Here is a 14,347-nt window from a genome sequence, read left to right as displayed (position 1 = left end):
CTGGCGGACGCCTGGGCCTACATCTCCGAGACACCCGAGGTCCGCGTCGGCATCCTCACGGGAGCCGAGGGGACGTTCTGCGCGGGCGCCGACCTGAAGGCCATGGGGCAGACGCCGTCCGACCCCCGCGTCCAGGAGCGCATGGCGCAGATCCCCGACTTCCACTGGAAGGGGCTCCTGCGCGACACCCGCCCGACCAAGCCGATCATCTGCGCCATCGAGGGGTACGCCGTCGCCGGCGGCACCGAGCTCCTCGTGGGCACCGACCTGCGCGTCGTCGCCGAGGGCGCGACGCTCGGCCTGTTCGAGGCGAAGCGCGGGCTGTTCCCCATGGGCGGCTCCGCGATCCGGCTCACCCGGCAGATCGGCTACGCGAACGCGATGGACATCCTGCTCACCGCCCGCTCGGTGACGCCGCAGGAGGCCCTCGCGATGGGCCTGATCAACAAGGTCGTGCCGGACGGCACCGCGCTCGAGGCCGCCCGCGAGCTGGCCGATCAGATCGCCGAGAACGCCCCGCTCGCCGTCCAGGCCATCCTGCGCACGCACCGCGAGACCGAGCACCTCTCCGAAGAGGACGCCCTGAAGATCTCCGACGAGCTCGGCTGGCCGGTCATCGGCTCCGAGGACGCCAAGGAGGGCTCGCGCGCCTTCAAGGAGAAGCGGCCCGCCGTCTACAAGGGCCAATAACGGTCTGCCCGAAACCTGGGGACGCGTTTTCCGGGTCGCCTCCGTGGCATTGCTGTGCCCAAGCGAGTCACGGAAGGACGGAGCAGGCCATGGCCTTGCACCTAGGACGCAGGCGGCACGAGACCGCGGAGGAGAAGGCGCCCCGGCGGCGCCTCTGGCCCCGGAGGACGCAGACCCCGCCGACCGATGACACCGCCCGGACCGTCGTCGTCGAGCGGAAGCCCCGCCGGTGGATGCGCAGCAGGCCCAACCCGGTCAGCATGATGATCATGGCGGCCGGCTGGGCCGCCGCCGCGATCCTCGCGCTCGGGATTCTACTGACCTGGGGTGACGCCAACCCGGGCAACGTCCTGGTGGACGCCGTCCTCGACACGGGCCGCTGGCTGGCCAGCCCGTTCCACGACGTCTTCACGCGCCAGGACCCCGAAGAGCAGCTCTACATCAACTGGGCCCTCGCCGGGGTCGTGTACTACGTCCTGGCGCGCGCCCTGTCCTGGATGACCCGCTTCTGATCCGGCCCTGACACGTCCGGACACCGGAAAGCCGCCGCGCCCAGGGGGAGGGGCGCGGCGGCGGGGTCCGGTGGATCGGACGGGGTGGACAGGGGCGGTGCGGCGTCAGTCCGCCTCGGTGATGGCGTTGAGGCGCTCGATGGCCTCGACGTACTCCTCGATCAGGTCGTAGACCACCTGTGCGGCGGGCTTGACCTGGTTCATCGACCCGACGATCTGGCCGACGGGGAAGGTGACGAGCTCGCCGTCCCCGGAGCGCTGGATGCGCGGCAGGGCGTCCGCGATCAGCATGAACTGCAGGGGCATCGGCAGGTAGCCGGGCGACTTCTCGCCCTCCCACGCCTCCGTCCACGCGGACCTGAGGAAGCGGGCGGGCTTGCCCGTCCAGGCGCGGGACCGCACGGTGTCGCGGGACGTCGCGTCCAGCAGCTTCGGAAGGGCGCGCTCGGGGGTGTCGGCCTCGTCCACGGTCAGCCAGATGGAACCGGTCCACACGCCGTCCGCGCCGAGGGCCATGCCCGCCGCCATCTGCCGGCCGCGCCCGATGCCGCCCGCCGCCAGCACGATCGTGTCCTCGCCGACGGCGTCCACGACCTCGGGGATCAGCACCATCGTGGCGACGTCGCCGGTGTGGCCGCCCGCCTCGGTGCCCTGCGCGACGATGATGTCGACGCCCACCTCCACCTGCTTGCGGGCGTGCCGGGCGTTGGAGGCCAGCCCGGCGACCTTGACGCCGTGCCTGTGGGCCTCCTCCACGATGTCGGCCGGGGGCGGGCCGAGCGCGTTGGCCAGCAGCGCGATCGGGTGCCGGAGCGCCACCTCGACCTGCGGGCGGGCGGTCTGGTCCGTCCAGCCGAGCAGCGCCTTGCCCGCGCTGTCGGTGGACGGCTCGACGCCGTGCTCGGCGAGCAGGTCCTCCAGGAACCGGCGGTTCTCGGCGGGGATCATGCCCTGCAGCTTGCCGAGCAGCTCCTCCGCGTCGCCCAGGTCGCCGCCCTCGTACTTGGCGGGCATCACCGTGTCCACACCGTAGGGCTTGCCGCCGACGTTCTCGTCGATCCACTTGAGCTCCAGCTCAAGCTCCTCGGGGCTGAAGTGGAGGGCGCCGAGGACGCCCATGCCGCCTGCGCGGCTCACCGCGGCGACGACGTCGCGGCAGTGACTGAACGCGAAGATCGGGTACTCGATGCCGAATAGTTCGGTGACTCGTGTCCGCACACCCCCGACCCTAAGCGCGCCCCGGCCAAACTGCAACAGGTTCTAGTTAGGAAGATCGGCCCCGCCCGCCCCAGCCCCAATGACTTGCGGCGTGTTGTTGTTATGGCAGGCCGCATAACAACAACACGCCGCAAGTCGACGAGAGCGGTGGGACTAGGGGGTCAGCGCACTAGAACACGTATCAGTGTGGTTCAGCGGCGGCGGCCGGGGCCGGACGCCTTGCGGCGCTGGCGCTGGCTGCCGGGCGCGGGGCGGCGGGTGTCCTGCCGCGGCGTCGCCGGGCCGGGCGCGGCACCGGGCGCGCGGTCCTGCGGGTCCTGCGGGTTCTGCGGGTCCTGCGGGTCCTGGGGGTTCGGCGGCTTCGGCGGGGCCGGGGGGCCGGGCGGGGTGCCGGGGTCGCCGAACTTGCCGTCGGAGCGGCGCGGGGCCACCGGCGCCGGCAGGACCCGGCCGCCGGCCAGGCCGAGGAACCCGCCGACGAACAGCAGGGTCAGGCCGATGAGGATCGCGCCGCCGGGAATGAAGCTGCGCACCATGTTGATCTTCAGTGCGGTGCTGTTCGCCACGTCGACCGCGGCCTTCTGGTCCTTGTCGACGGTGATGAGGTCGGCCTGCGCGGCGATCATCTTGCCCTTGCCGTCCTCGGTCTGGACGGTGCTGCGGATGTTCCTGCGGTGCTTGACCGGCACTCCGGTGCGGGGGTCCACCCAGACCGTGTTGTACGCCTCGGTGTAGCGGGCCACCTTCTGGTCGCCGGCGTCGTCGGGCAGGCCGAGCATCTTGGGCGGCAGCTTGGTGTCCATCTCGGCGGTCTTGGTCAGCGGGATCGTCTGGGTGAAGCGGTAGGTCGTGAGCCCGTGGACCTTCTCGACGGCGTTGAACTCCATCGGCGCGATCTGCTTGGTCGTCGTGTCGAAGACCGGGTAGTCCTTCTTCTCGACGTTCCCGAGGGGCAGCAGCAGCCCGTAGCTCCCCGCCATCCGGACGCCGCTGTCGCCGTCGACGTTCGTGCCGCAGCAGTCGGTCAGGACGCTCGTCCGCCGGTCGAAGGCGAGCCGGTACGCCTGGATCTGGATGGGGTTGTCGGGGTTGTCCGCGTCGTAGATGTTGGTCGTCGAGTCCCAGACGGCGATGTCGTCGTCGCCCTCGTTGGCGCGGACGTCGCCGCGGACGGTGCTCTTCGCCTGGAGGGTGACGCCCGTCTTGGTCTTGAGGTCGGCCTGGTCGAAGTACGTGGCGTTCTCCGACTCCAGGAGCGTCACCTGGTAGCGGTTCAACGGCGCGACAATGACCTGCTCGGCCACATAGAAACGGACCAGGGGCGCGAGCGTCAGGAAGAACGCGCCAAGGCCGATCAGGAGCAGTCCGATCGGTCGCCGCATGAACACCTCCGGGGGGTATGCCGTGAATCGCGGGCCGGGGAGGCCTATTGTCGGCAGGTGCGCGTTACCCTACAGGACGCCGTACTGGCCGGTAAGCTCCCTTCCGCAGCTCAGCCCCGATCCGCGAAGCCCACATCGGCCTTCAACCGGACGGGGCCCCGAACACAGCGAGGTGGCGATGACCTCGGCGCCCCCCACGCCGGACCGGCTGTCACCCGTTCCCGGGGACCGCGGCCCTCTTCCGCACCGGGCCACGCTGGCGCGGTCGGTGCGGCTGCTGAGCGCGTTCCGGCACGAGAACACCGATCCCGGTTACTTCTACGAGCTGATGGCACGTGACACCGTGGCGCAGCTCGGTGCGTACACCGACCTGGCCGGCGCGACGGTCATCGACGTCGGGACGGGTTCGGGCTTCTTCGCGCACGCGCTGACCGCGGCCGGAGCGCGATGCGCGGGCATCGACCACGACCCGGCCGCGCTGACCGCGCACGACGGAACCGCGCGGAACACGTTCGTCGGGTCGGCCCTCGCGCTCCCGTTCCGCACCGGCTCCGCCGACGTGTGCTTCTCGTCGAACGTGCTGGAGCACGTCCCCGATCCGTGGCGGATGGCGGACGAGATGCTCCGCGTGGTCCGTCCCGGCGGGACGGTCTTCCTCTCGTTCACGAACTGGCTGTCCCCATGGGGCGGGCACGAGACATCGCCGTGGCACTACCTCGGCGGCGACCGGGCCGCGCGCAGGTACGAGCGCCGGACCGGCCGTCCGCCGAAGAACAGGTACGGGCACAGCCTGCATCCGGTGTCGGTCTCGGCGGCCATGCGATGGGCGCGCGGACGCGAGGACGCGGACGTCGTGGACATCCGGCCCCGCTACCACCCGCGCTGGGGCGGGTGGATCGTCCACGTCCCGGGGGTGCGGGAGTTCGCCACCTGGAACCTCGTCCTCGTCCTCAGGAAGAAGGGCACGTGAGACCCGCCGCGCAGACCGCCCGGCCGGCGCCGCCGCCCATCTCCGGGCACCAGCCCACGCTCGAAGGCGTGCGCGCGGTCGCGGCGCTCAGCATCCTCGTGTACCACGTCGCCTCCACGGCCGGCACCCTCACCAAAGAGGACACCATGGGGTGGCTGTACAACGGCGGCCAGGTCGGCGTCCCCGTCTTCTTCGCCCTGTCCGGGCTCCTGCTCTACCGTCCGTGGGCGGCGGCGGTCCTCGACGGGCGGGCCGCCCCGCGCATCGGCCTCTACCTGCGCAAGCGGGTGTTCCGCATCATGCCCGCCTACTGGGCCGTGATCATCTGCTTCATGGTCACGGCGGGGCGGGACCACATCGGCGACCCCGTCACGTGGGTCTCCCTCCTCACCGTCGCGCAGACCTACTTCCCCGACATGTGGTGGGAGAGCGGGCTCGGCCCGGCGCACCTGGGGCAGCTGTGGAGCCTGGCGGTCGAGGTCGCCTGGTACGTCTCGCTGCCGTTCACGGCGGCGGTCCTCGGCTGGTACGCGCGGCGGAAGCGCACCCACGACGTCGGCGTCCGGGCGAAGCGCCTCCTGGTGGGCATCGGCGTGTACGCCGCGCTGTCCTTCCCCTACACGGCCCTGATGTTCTTCCCGGAGCGGAACCCGGAGCTGGGCCTGTGGCTGCCGAGGTTCTTCGTCTGGTTCGCGATCGGGATGGCGCTCGCGGTGGTGACTGTCTGGGCCCGGCTGGACGAGCGGCGCCCCGTGGCGGTGGTGTGCCGGGCCGTGTCGGACTCGTGGGCGGCGTGCTGGGTGGCCGCCGCGATGCTGTACGTGGTGGCGGCCACGCCCGCGACCGGCCCCCTCACCCTGCTGATACCGAACGGGTTCTGGACGTCCACCCTGCACCTGGTCGTGGGCGGGCTGTGCGCGGCGGCGCTGCTCGCCCCGGTGGCGCTGGCGCCCGCGGGGCATCCGGCGCTCGGCGCCGCCCTCGCCAACCCGGTGATGGGGTTCCTCGGCCGGATCTCCTACGGCGTGTTCCTGTGGCAGCTGCTGATCATCGTCGGTTGGTACGAGGCGACGGACCGGGTGTTCCGGGGGGACGTGGCAACGGATTTGCCCCTGTTGACCGCGGCGACCATCGCAGCGGCGACCGCGAGCTACTACCTGCTGGAGCGTCCGGTCCAGCGGCTGACCCGCCGGGACCGTCCCCGCCGGGCCCCTGTCCGGGAGCCGTCCAGCTGAGCGCGATCGGCCCGCGCGAGTCGCCGCCCGGCGGCCGCGGCCGCCACAGTTCCGCGGCGATCCGCCCGGCGATGACGAGGCCGAGCAGCTGGGGCGCGACGTCCCCCAGGGGGCCGGACGGCGCGGCGGGGTTCTCGATCAGGTCGAACCAGGCGCCGGCGGCGAGGCATCCCGTCCCGGCGAGCATGGCGATCGCGATCGTCCACGGCGACGCCACGGCCCGCACGACGGCGGACCGGCGGGTGCGCGCCCAGCCGCAGACGGCGGCGACGGCGACCGCGACGGCCAGGCCGGGCAGGCCGGCGACCCAGCCGCCGATCGCGGCCGCCAGCCCGATCGCCGCCCAGGGGGGCCATCCGGTACCGGCCACCGGCGTCCGTCCCGGCCGCGGCAGCGGGCCGCGGCGGTCGCCGGACCCGCGCCGGGCGGGCCAGACCGCGACGATCAGCAGGAGGATGAGCAGGTTGAGGCCGGTGACGACCGCGACCCGCTGCGCCTGGTCCGGAGCGTAGGTCAGCTCGACGACGCCGGCGGTGCCCGCGGGGACCAGCCAGCCCTGCTTCCATCCGTCGAGCCGGACGGGCCGCAGCTCGGTGCCGCCCGCGGTCGCGGTCCACCCTTCGTTGAAGTTCTCGTTCACGGTGAGGAACGAGGGCGCCGCGGCGTCCACTTCCAGCCGGCGGGTGCCGGCCCCCCAGCTGAGGATCTTGACCGGCTGCGGCGGCCGCGCCTCGGTCTCCTGCGCGGGCTTGGCGCCGACCGTCGCCGTGTCGATCCGGTAGGAGTCGAGGGGCACGCCCGACAGCCGGTTCGCGCCCTCCTTCAGGTTCGCCTGCTTGCACGCGCTGAACTTCAGGGGACGGCCCGCGAGCAGGTCGCCGCGCGTGCCGGTCGCCTCCGTCTGGATGGTGGCCTGCGCCCCGGCCCCGCCGGCCTGGAGTTTCGGCCCGTACCCGCACCGCAGCTTGATCGGGTAGGTGCGCACGTCGGGCAGCGGATCCACGCCCGCGATGACCAGGTCGGTGAGCTGGACCGGCTGGATCTGGCCGCCCCGGAAGAAGGTGATCTTCAGCCGGTCGGTGGTCATCGGGGCGAACGACAGCCGGCCCGCGGCGTCCGCCAGCCCCTCCCGGACCTCGCCGCGGCCCCCCTCGACCTGCACCCGGATCGGGCCGGACACGCTGGGCGGACGCCGGAGGGTGATCGCGGAGACCCGCGTGCGGCGCTGCCACCGGACGCTGAAGACGGGGGTGCTCTCGTCCTCCGCCGCGATCCAGGTCGTCGCCGGGTCGCCGTCGAAGCCCGACCTCGCCTGGGCGGCCGGGTGGCCGGAGATCGCCGAACTCGCGGTGACGGCAGGCTGGCCGTCGACGCTCGTGTACCGGCCGATCAGCTCCAGGTCGGTGAGGACGGCCGTGCCCGTGATGGGGGCTTTGCCAGACGTCGCGGACGTGAACGTCCGGTCGAAGGCGGCTCCCTCCTCGTCCTCGGCACCGAGATCCTCCGAGCACACCCAGCGCTGCTCGCCCTCCATGCACTCGTCCCTGGCCCCGGGCCTCCGGTTCATCACGTACGTGGCAGGGCCGTCGACCCCGGAGGGCGCGGGCATCGTGAACGTGCGGGTCGGCTGGACCCCGCCGATCGCCACCTCGGACACGGCCGCGCGCGCGAAGTCCGGCACGGCCGCCTTCGACGTGAGGCCCGCGATGCGCAGCCGCAGCCAGCGGGTGGGGCCGTCCGGCGCGCGGAGCGGCTGCGCCAGCGCCGTCCGCTGGACGTCCTGCTCCACCGCTCCGGCCTCGGTCTCGACCCGGACCCGCCCGACCGGCGGGCCCAGCGCGGGGTTCTGGACGAACGCCGCCGTCAGGCTGCCCACGTCCCGCGGCGCGTCGAAGTCGACGCGCAGCCACTGCCCGACCGGGCCGTCCCACCCGCCGGTCTCCCAGGCGGTGAACTGGTTCCCGTCGAACGCGGCGTACGGGTACGCGTCCGGTTTCTGGGCCTGCGCGAACGTGTCCTCGTCCGCTGCCGAGGAGGAGGCCGTGATGTCGCGGACGCCGCCGCCGTAGCCCACATGGGTGGCGTACCGCTTCCAGCCCTCGTCGAGGACGTCGGTGGCCTGCCGGCGGTGCCGCGCGGACAGCGTCGGGGACGTCTGGTGCAGCTCGCCGAAGTTGCGGCGGATCAGCCGCGGCGAGTCGGTCACCACGGGAGAGCCATGGAGATCGGGGGCGTCGCCGTTCAGCAGGACGGGCTCCGCGGGCAGCGCGCCGTCGTCCGCCATGGCGAGCAGCGACTCCGGTCCCCCGTACACGCGGACGGGATCGGACGCGGCGGCGAGGTTCGCGACGGCCTCGGCGCCCTCGACCTCGAAGACCTCCAGCGCGGGCCGCGGCTGGTCGAGGGCCGACACCGCGTCGCCGTTGTCCCAGCCCACCGGCTGACCGAACGCGGCGACCCGGCGCAGGCCGGGCGACCCTTCGAGGGCCTGGTTGACGCGGGAGGGCCACGCGCCGCGCAGCGTCTCGCGGCGCAGGTCGTTGCGGACCAGCACGTACCGGATGCCCATCCGGCCGAGGAACTCGCTCAGCCCCGGCGACCCCTGCCCCGACCGGACCTGCAGGTCGATCGCGTCCAGCGCGCGGGTGTAGCCGGGGGAACCGGCGGGGACGAGCTGCCGGACGCCCCACCGCGCCGTCAGCAGCGGCTGGACGATGTCGTCCATCGGCCGGCCCCACAGGTACTCGCCGAACGGCGCGCCGGGCACGGCCAGCACGCCCTGCTGCCCCGCCCGCGCGTTGATCCAGGACGCCGCGTCCCGCCAGTACCGGGGGACGTCCTGGAACTCCCCCGGCCCGCTCAGCCCGCGCGAGACGGCGGTGAGCCCGATGCCGCCGATCGCGACGGCGGCGAGGACGGGCAGGCTGACCAGGGTCTTCCACGCTCCGCCGCCCAGCGGCGACCCGGTGCCGAGGCTGCGGACCCGGCCCTCCCGGGCCCGGCCGGTCGCCACGACGAGCAGATGCGCCAGGCCGAGCGCGAGCGGCAGCCGGACCACCGCGTCGAACTTGTGCAGGTTGCGCAGCGGCCCGAGCGGCCCGTCCAGCAGGTCGCGCAGCTGCCCGGCCAGCGGGCCGGGAACGTCGCTGAGATGGCCGGCGGACAGGATCGCCAGCCCGGCCAGCAGGGTGACCAGCAGGAACGTCCGCTCCGGCAGCAGCCGGCCGAGCAGGCCCGCCAGGCCGAGCGCCGCGACCACGCCGGTGCAGATGATCGGCACCGGGCTGACCGAGAGCGCGTACCCGACCGGCCACCCCACCTGCCCGTCGATGATCAGGTAGTTGACCCAGCGTTCCGCGCCGCGCAGCACGTTGATCAGGCCGGTGGGCCCGGTCGTCGTCTCGGCCCGCTCGGTGTAGGTGAGCCACGAGAACCCGTACGTGCCGGTGAGCAGCAGCGGGACCAGCCACCAGGCCGTCGCCGCGGCCGTCGCCGCCGACCACCACGCGAGCAGCCGCGGCCGGAACGATCCGCGCGGCCGCGTCACGATGTACAGGAACGGGACGACCAGGACGGCGACGGTCGCGGTCGCGTTGATGCCGCCGCAGCAGGCGATCGCCAGCCCCGACCGGGCGGCGGCCCGCAGCCGCCCGCTCTCCCCGGACGCCGCGCCGGCCAGCGGCAGCACGATCCACGGCAGCATCGCGACCGGCATGTACTCCGAGGAGATCTGCCCGAGCGTCGCCAGCCCGCTCGGGGCGAGCGCGTAGGCCATCGCGGCGAACATGCGCGGCACCGACGACGCGGCGCCGGAACCGCCGAGGCCGAGCCGCCCGGCCAGCCGGTAGGTCCCGACGAACGCCAGGCACAGCAGCAGCGACGTCCAGAGCCGCTGCGTGATCCACGCGGGCATCCCGGCGACGTCGCCGAGCGCGAAGAAGGGCCCCATCGGGAACAGGTAGCCGACGGCCTGGTTCTGCAGCTGGCCGAACTGCTCCGGGTCCCACAGGTGCAGGGCGCGCCCCAGGAACCCGAGCGGGTTCACCGCCATGTCGATCTTGGTGTCGGCGAGGATCTCGCCGGGGCGGGTGCTGAACGCGATCGCGACGAGCGTCAGGCAGCAGGCCAGGACGCGCAGCCGCTCCCGCAGCCGCTCGCCGATGTCCGCGCCGTCCGGGGGCCCGCCGCCGGGGACGGGCTGTCGGGGCGTGCCGGCGCGGGGCGGATTCGCCTCTCCCACGGCCATGCTCGCGCTCTGCCCCTTTCTGCCCGCCCCGGGGATGTCAGCCCGGGTGTCCGTCACCGTACCGCCGGCCCGGGAGTGCGAAGTCGTCCGCCGGCGGGGGCCCGGCGGTGAGGAGGCCGCGCATCCGGCCCGCCGTCCGCGCCCAGTCGAACTCCCCGGCCCACGCCCGGCAGGCGGCGGCGATCTCCGCACGGCGCGCGGGGTCGGCGAGTTCCTTGAGGGCCCGTTCGACGACGTCGGCCTGGGCATCGCCGGAGTGGACGAGCCATCCGGTGACCGTGTCGCGGACGGCGTCGCGCAGGCCGTCCACGTCGTGGGCGACGGTCGGGACGCCGAGCGCGGCGGCCTCGATCACGCTGAGGCCCCAGCCCTCGCCCTGGGACGTGCTGAGGTGCAGGTCGGCGCGGGCGACGAGGGCGGCCTTGACCTCCTCGGCGACGTAGCCGTGCGCGATGACGACGCCGTCCAGGCCGCGCTCGGCGATCCCGGCGGCCAGCGCGGGCGCCTCCGGACCGTCCCCGACGATGTGCAGCCGCAGCCCCGGGCGGCTCTCCGCGAGCCGCCCCGCGAGGTCGAGGAGGAGGTCGATGCGTTTGTGCGGAACGAGCCGGGTGACGCAGACCAGGTCCGGGTCCCCGGCGGGCTCCGCGAGCACCCCGCCGGGCTCGGCGACCGCCGTCCCGTTGGGGACGACATAGGCCGGTCCCGTCCAGCCCAGCCGTTCCCGCACCGCGCGCAGCGTGGACGGTGAGACGACGGCGAACGCGTGCCGCCGGTACGTCCAGCGGCTCACCGGGCCCTCCAGCACGCGTCCGAACCAGGCCAGCCATCGCGGGAAGTACAGGTCGAACTGCGCGTCGTGCACGTGGTGGATGACGCAGACCACCCGCACGCGGCGAGGGACGACCCACGGGGTGAAGAAGGGGATGCCGTTCTGGCAGTCGATGACCGCGTCGAACGAGCGGTCCCGCCCGCGTGACGGCCGGCCCAGGCGGCGAGCCAGCAGCCACAGGAGGACGAGGGGGTAGACGGTGAAGCGTCCGCCGAGCCGCACGAACTCCACGTCCTCGACGCGTTCGCGGCGTTTCTGCCCGGGTGCTCTGCACGTGACGTAGTGGACGCGGGAGCCGTCGGCGGCGAACCTCCGCGCGAGCTCCCACGCGTAGACCTCGGCCCCGCCCGCGGCGGGATGCCACGGATCCCGCCAGTTGACGACCGCCAGCCGGAGTCTCGCGGGAGTCGTGCCAGTGTCCGGGGAGGTCTCGTTCATCCCGACTGTGCGGTGGGCGTCGACGGCAGGCCGTTGTCCAGGACGACCGGGTCCGCCTTCGAGTCGGCGAACATCGCCCGGACGGGCACGACCGGGAGGGCCGGAGCCGCGGGCACGGCGGGCAGCCGGAACCCGGCGCGCAGCCGGATCCGCGTCAGGTCGAGCAGGCACTGCAGCGAGTGCCGCCGGACCGAGAACGTCGAGCCCGGGCGGTCGCGCCACACCACCGGGATCGCCGTCACGGACGCGCCCCGCCGGACGCAGTGGGCGAGGAGCTCGACGTCGAACGAGAAGCCGTCCGTCCGCAGGTCCGCCGCCGCCGCGCGGGCCAGCGGCCCGTCGAAGAACTTGAACCCGCACTGCGTGTCGGCGATGCCGCCCACGAGATCGCGGACGGCGCGGTTGAACGCGATGGCACCGAGCCGCCGCAGCGGCAGGGCGTATCCTTGGACGACCGACCGACCGTGGCGCCTTGACCCGACCACGACCGGGCGGCCCTCCCGCAGCAGGACGATGGCTTCGTCCAGCGCGGCGAGGTCTGTCGCCATATCGGCGTCCATGAATCCTACATAAGGAGCGCGCGTCTCCAGCAGTCCCGCGCGGACCGCCGCTCCCTTGCCCCGGCGCTCGCAGCGCACCAGCCGCACGGGCACCGGCCCCCGCCAAAACCGGACGATCTCGCCGGTGCCGTCGGTGCTGGCGTTGTCCACGACGATGACCTCCGCGCGCACCTGGAGGCCGGCGAGCTTGTCGCAGAGCACGCCGAGCCCCTCCGGAAGCCGGTCGGCCTCGTTGTAGGCGGGAACGACGATCTCCAGGAGGGGGGAGCGGTCTCGCCGGGTCCCAAAGGGCCTACCCATCAGGGCCTACGCGTCAGCATCGGGGCCTGCGCGTCAGCGGGAGCCGTAGTTGTACAGCGGCTTGATCACGGGGTCCTTCTGGGAGTTGTCCACGAGCTGGACCGTGCCGAACGACGCTCCGGCGGCGAGCAGGACGCCGACCACTGCGGCGATGGCGATGCGCATCAGGGGGTCCTTCTTCGAGGGGGAATGCTGCGGGGTTTAGTACTGCCGAGTAACGGAAGGCTCAGAGTAGTACCTGTCGCCAGGAATGACCAGAAAACGACCAGACTCGCGATGCCCCATCCCGCCACGACCGGCGCGATCGGGACGCCGTCCCCGGGGCTCGCGGCGATTCCGTCGATCCGGTAGACGGCCAGGTCGGGGCCGCGCAGCACCTCGGCGGCGGGCCCGGACGGACGCTGCGACCCGATCTCGGCGTCGACCACGACGTACCGGATCCCCTCGGCCCGCAGGGTCTCCACGGGAGGGGCGCCGGTGCGGGCGGCCGGTGCCAGCCGGACGGCCCGCGGGTCCTCCGGCGCGACGGTGGTGGTCCCGTCGGTGGTCCCGACGCTGACGGCGTCGTCCACGATGACGCGGCGGTGCAGGTAGCGGGGCAGCGGGTCGAGGACGCGGCGCCCGTCGTTCCAGGGGTAGCTCCGGTACGCCGCCCACGGCAGCACGAGCACGTCCCCCTCGACCGGGTCCGCGTGGATGATCTGCCGCGCCCGCGCCCAGTCGTCCGGATAGCGGACGGCCCGCAACTCGCCCGCCGCGCCCCACGCCAGCGTCGGCAGCAGGATGACCGGAACCGCCGCCGCGGCGACGGCCACACCCGGCAGCCGCGCCCCGGCGGCCCGGTCGGCGGCCGTCCCGAGGCCCACCGCGACCGCCACGGCCAGCGGCGCCGCGTACTGCTGGCCGTCCCGGAAGACCGCGAACCCAGGCCAGAGGCCGATCATGCCCTCAAGGGCCGGCGCCGCGACCGCCCCCAGCGCCGCGACCGCGAACCCGGCCGCGGCCGCGGCGGCCAGGCCGCGCCGCCACCGGGGCTCCCGGCACCACTTCCAGTACGCCGCCAGCGCCGCGACCACCACGGCCAGCCAGATCGTCGCGGTCACCGGCGCTCCGTAGCCGTCCGGCACCGTCTCGCCGTTCCACACGCCGCCGAGCAGGAGCAGGCTGCCGAGCGTCCCGAACGGCGTGTCGGCCCGCGCGGCGAACAGGCCGACGGCCGACCCGTCCCCCGGCACCCCCGCCGGGCGGAGCAGCCCCGGCACCAGCCACGGGAGGCTCAGCACCGCCGCGGCGCCCACGACCCGCGCCGCGCCGGCCGCCCTTTCGCGGGCCCCGGCACGCCCGGGAGACACCAGGGCCACGGCCAGTGCCGTCAGGGCGGAGACGGCCAGCGCCGCGAACCCGCCGACGGCGGCCGGGAGCAGGGACCGCACGAGCCGCCGCCCCCCGCCGGGGTCGTGCAGCCCGGCGGCGGCCGCGACCACCCACGGCAGTGCGGCGTAGCCGAGGAGCAGCGCCCACTGGCCGAGCAGGAGCCGTTCGGCGACGAACGGGTTCCAGGCGTAGCAGACCCCGGCGGCCAGGCGCGGCAGGAGCCGGGTCGTCGGGACGAGCGACGCCGCCGCCGTGCACGCCATCACGAAGATCGCCAGCAGGACGAGCTTCTGCGCCGCGTCCGCCGGGAGGACGGTGGCGAGCGCGGTCGCGAACGCGTCGCTCGGGACGTGCCGCGGCACGATCCCGGTCAGCCCGAACGTCAGGGCGGTGAAGGCGGGGTCGGGCACGAACACCATGTCGTACGACAGCACGAACCCGGGCGCGAGCCCCGGCCCCAGCGCCGCGAGCCCGAGCCCCAGCCCGGTCAGCGCGGCCACCAGATGCCGTGCCCGCTCGTTCAAGCAGTCCGCTCCCTCATGCCCGCCAGGACGCTACCCCACCCGCGCCCTGCTCAGGGACGCCCCGGC

Annotated in this window: 10 protein-coding genes and 1 pseudogene; 4 read left to right on the top strand and 7 right to left on the bottom strand. The window is 73.8% G+C overall.

Going from position 1 to position 14,347, the window contains the following annotated elements; genetic code table 11:
• Together IEZ03_RS24025 and IEZ03_RS24020 are read left to right on the top strand one after the other, a co-directional pair.
• The coding region (locus tag IEZ03_RS24025; protein WP_229808527.1) for an enoyl-CoA hydratase-related protein at nucleotides 1-690 on the top strand (690 nt) is incomplete at its 5' end.
• A gap of 89 nt (nucleotides 691-779) precedes the next feature.
• Nucleotides 780-1,202, top strand: a complete 423-nt coding sequence (locus IEZ03_RS24020) for a hypothetical protein (protein WP_184880974.1) — start codon at nucleotides 780-782, stop codon at nucleotides 1,200-1,202.
• A 105-nt stretch (nucleotides 1,203-1,307) separates the two neighbouring features.
• On the opposite strand, the gene IEZ03_RS24015 is transcribed toward IEZ03_RS24020, so the two are convergent.
• Both IEZ03_RS24015 and pgfA read right to left on the bottom strand, forming a co-directional pair.
• Nucleotides 1,308-2,420, bottom strand: coding sequence for an NAD(P)H-dependent flavin oxidoreductase (locus IEZ03_RS24015; protein ID WP_132052801.1), 1,113 nt, complete (start codon nucleotides 2,418-2,420; stop codon nucleotides 1,308-1,310).
• Between the two features lie 191 nt (nucleotides 2,421-2,611).
• Nucleotides 2,612-3,802 (bottom strand): cell envelope lipid trafficking protein PgfA, encoded by a 1,191-nt coding sequence (pgfA, locus tag IEZ03_RS24010; RefSeq protein ID WP_184880972.1) that lies wholly within the window; start codon nucleotides 3,800-3,802, stop codon nucleotides 2,612-2,614.
• 178 nt (nucleotides 3,803-3,980) lie between these two features.
• On the opposite strand from pgfA, the gene IEZ03_RS24005 reads away from it, so the two are divergent.
• The gene (locus IEZ03_RS24005; RefSeq protein WP_184880970.1) at nucleotides 3,981-4,772 is read left to right on the top strand and encodes a class I SAM-dependent methyltransferase; all 792 of its coding nucleotides are present in this window, start codon (nucleotides 3,981-3,983) and stop codon (nucleotides 4,770-4,772) included.
• Nucleotides 4,769-6,007 (top strand): acyltransferase family protein, encoded by a 1,239-nt coding sequence (locus IEZ03_RS38115; protein WP_229808526.1) that lies wholly within the window; start codon nucleotides 4,769-4,771, stop codon nucleotides 6,005-6,007. The genes IEZ03_RS24005 and IEZ03_RS38115 overlap by 4 nt, the downstream gene beginning before the upstream one ends.
• Before the next feature lie 1,066 nt (nucleotides 6,008-7,073).
• On the opposite strand, the pseudogene IEZ03_RS38110 reads toward IEZ03_RS38115, so the two are convergent.
• The 5 genes and pseudogenes from IEZ03_RS38110 to IEZ03_RS23985 all read right to left on the bottom strand — a co-directional run.
• Nucleotides 7,074-10,253, bottom strand: a pseudogene (locus IEZ03_RS38110) (alpha-(1->3)-arabinofuranosyltransferase domain-containing protein); the annotation flags it as partial.
• Nucleotides 10,254-10,290: 37 nt separating this feature from the next.
• Nucleotides 10,291-11,523, bottom strand: coding sequence for a glycosyltransferase family 4 protein (locus tag IEZ03_RS23995; protein WP_184880966.1), 1,233 nt, complete (start codon nucleotides 11,521-11,523; stop codon nucleotides 10,291-10,293).
• Entirely contained in the window at nucleotides 11,520-12,383 is an 864-nt protein-coding gene (locus IEZ03_RS23990; protein ID WP_184880964.1) for a glycosyltransferase, read from the bottom strand. Before IEZ03_RS23990 ends, IEZ03_RS23995 begins: the two co-directional genes overlap by 4 nt.
• A 33-nt stretch (nucleotides 12,384-12,416) precedes the next feature.
• Complete coding sequence (locus IEZ03_RS38630) at nucleotides 12,417-12,548, bottom strand: hypothetical protein (RefSeq protein WP_268248556.1); 132 nt, start codon at nucleotides 12,546-12,548, stop codon at nucleotides 12,417-12,419.
• Entirely contained in the window at nucleotides 12,548-14,281 is a 1,734-nt protein-coding gene (locus IEZ03_RS23985; RefSeq protein WP_184880962.1) for an MmpA family trehalose lipid delivery protein, read from the bottom strand. Before IEZ03_RS23985 ends, IEZ03_RS38630 begins: the two co-directional genes overlap by 1 nt.
• Nucleotides 14,282-14,347: the final 66 nt, after the last annotated feature.

This window comes from Actinomadura livida (assembly GCF_014648675.1).
GTDB classification, from domain to species: Bacteria; Actinomycetota; Actinomycetes; order Streptosporangiales; family Streptosporangiaceae; genus Spirillospora; species Spirillospora livida.
The sequence above is the reverse complement of the archived record's forward strand: the minus strand, read 5'-3'. Positions and strand labels throughout refer to the sequence as shown.

What these genes read in the sequence shown, in the direction of transcription:
- IEZ03_RS38630 (WP_268248556.1), bottom strand. Translation starts at nt 12,548, where the DNA reads ATGCGCATCGCCATCGCCGCAGTGGTCGGCGTCCTGCTCGCCGCCGGA.
- IEZ03_RS23995 (WP_184880966.1), bottom strand. Translation starts at nt 11,523, where the DNA reads ATGAACGAGACCTCCCCGGACACTGGCACGACTCCCGCGAGACTCCGG.
- IEZ03_RS24020 (WP_184880974.1), top strand. Translation starts at nt 780, where the DNA reads ATGGCCTTGCACCTAGGACGCAGGCGGCACGAGACCGCGGAGGAGAAG.
- pgfA (WP_184880972.1), bottom strand. Translation starts at nt 3,802, where the DNA reads ATGCGGCGACCGATCGGACTGCTCCTGATCGGCCTTGGCGCGTTCTTC.
- IEZ03_RS23990 (WP_184880964.1), bottom strand. Translation starts at nt 12,383, where the DNA reads ATGGGTAGGCCCTTTGGGACCCGGCGAGACCGCTCCCCCCTCCTGGAG.
- IEZ03_RS24005 (WP_184880970.1), top strand. Translation starts at nt 3,981, where the DNA reads ATGACCTCGGCGCCCCCCACGCCGGACCGGCTGTCACCCGTTCCCGGG.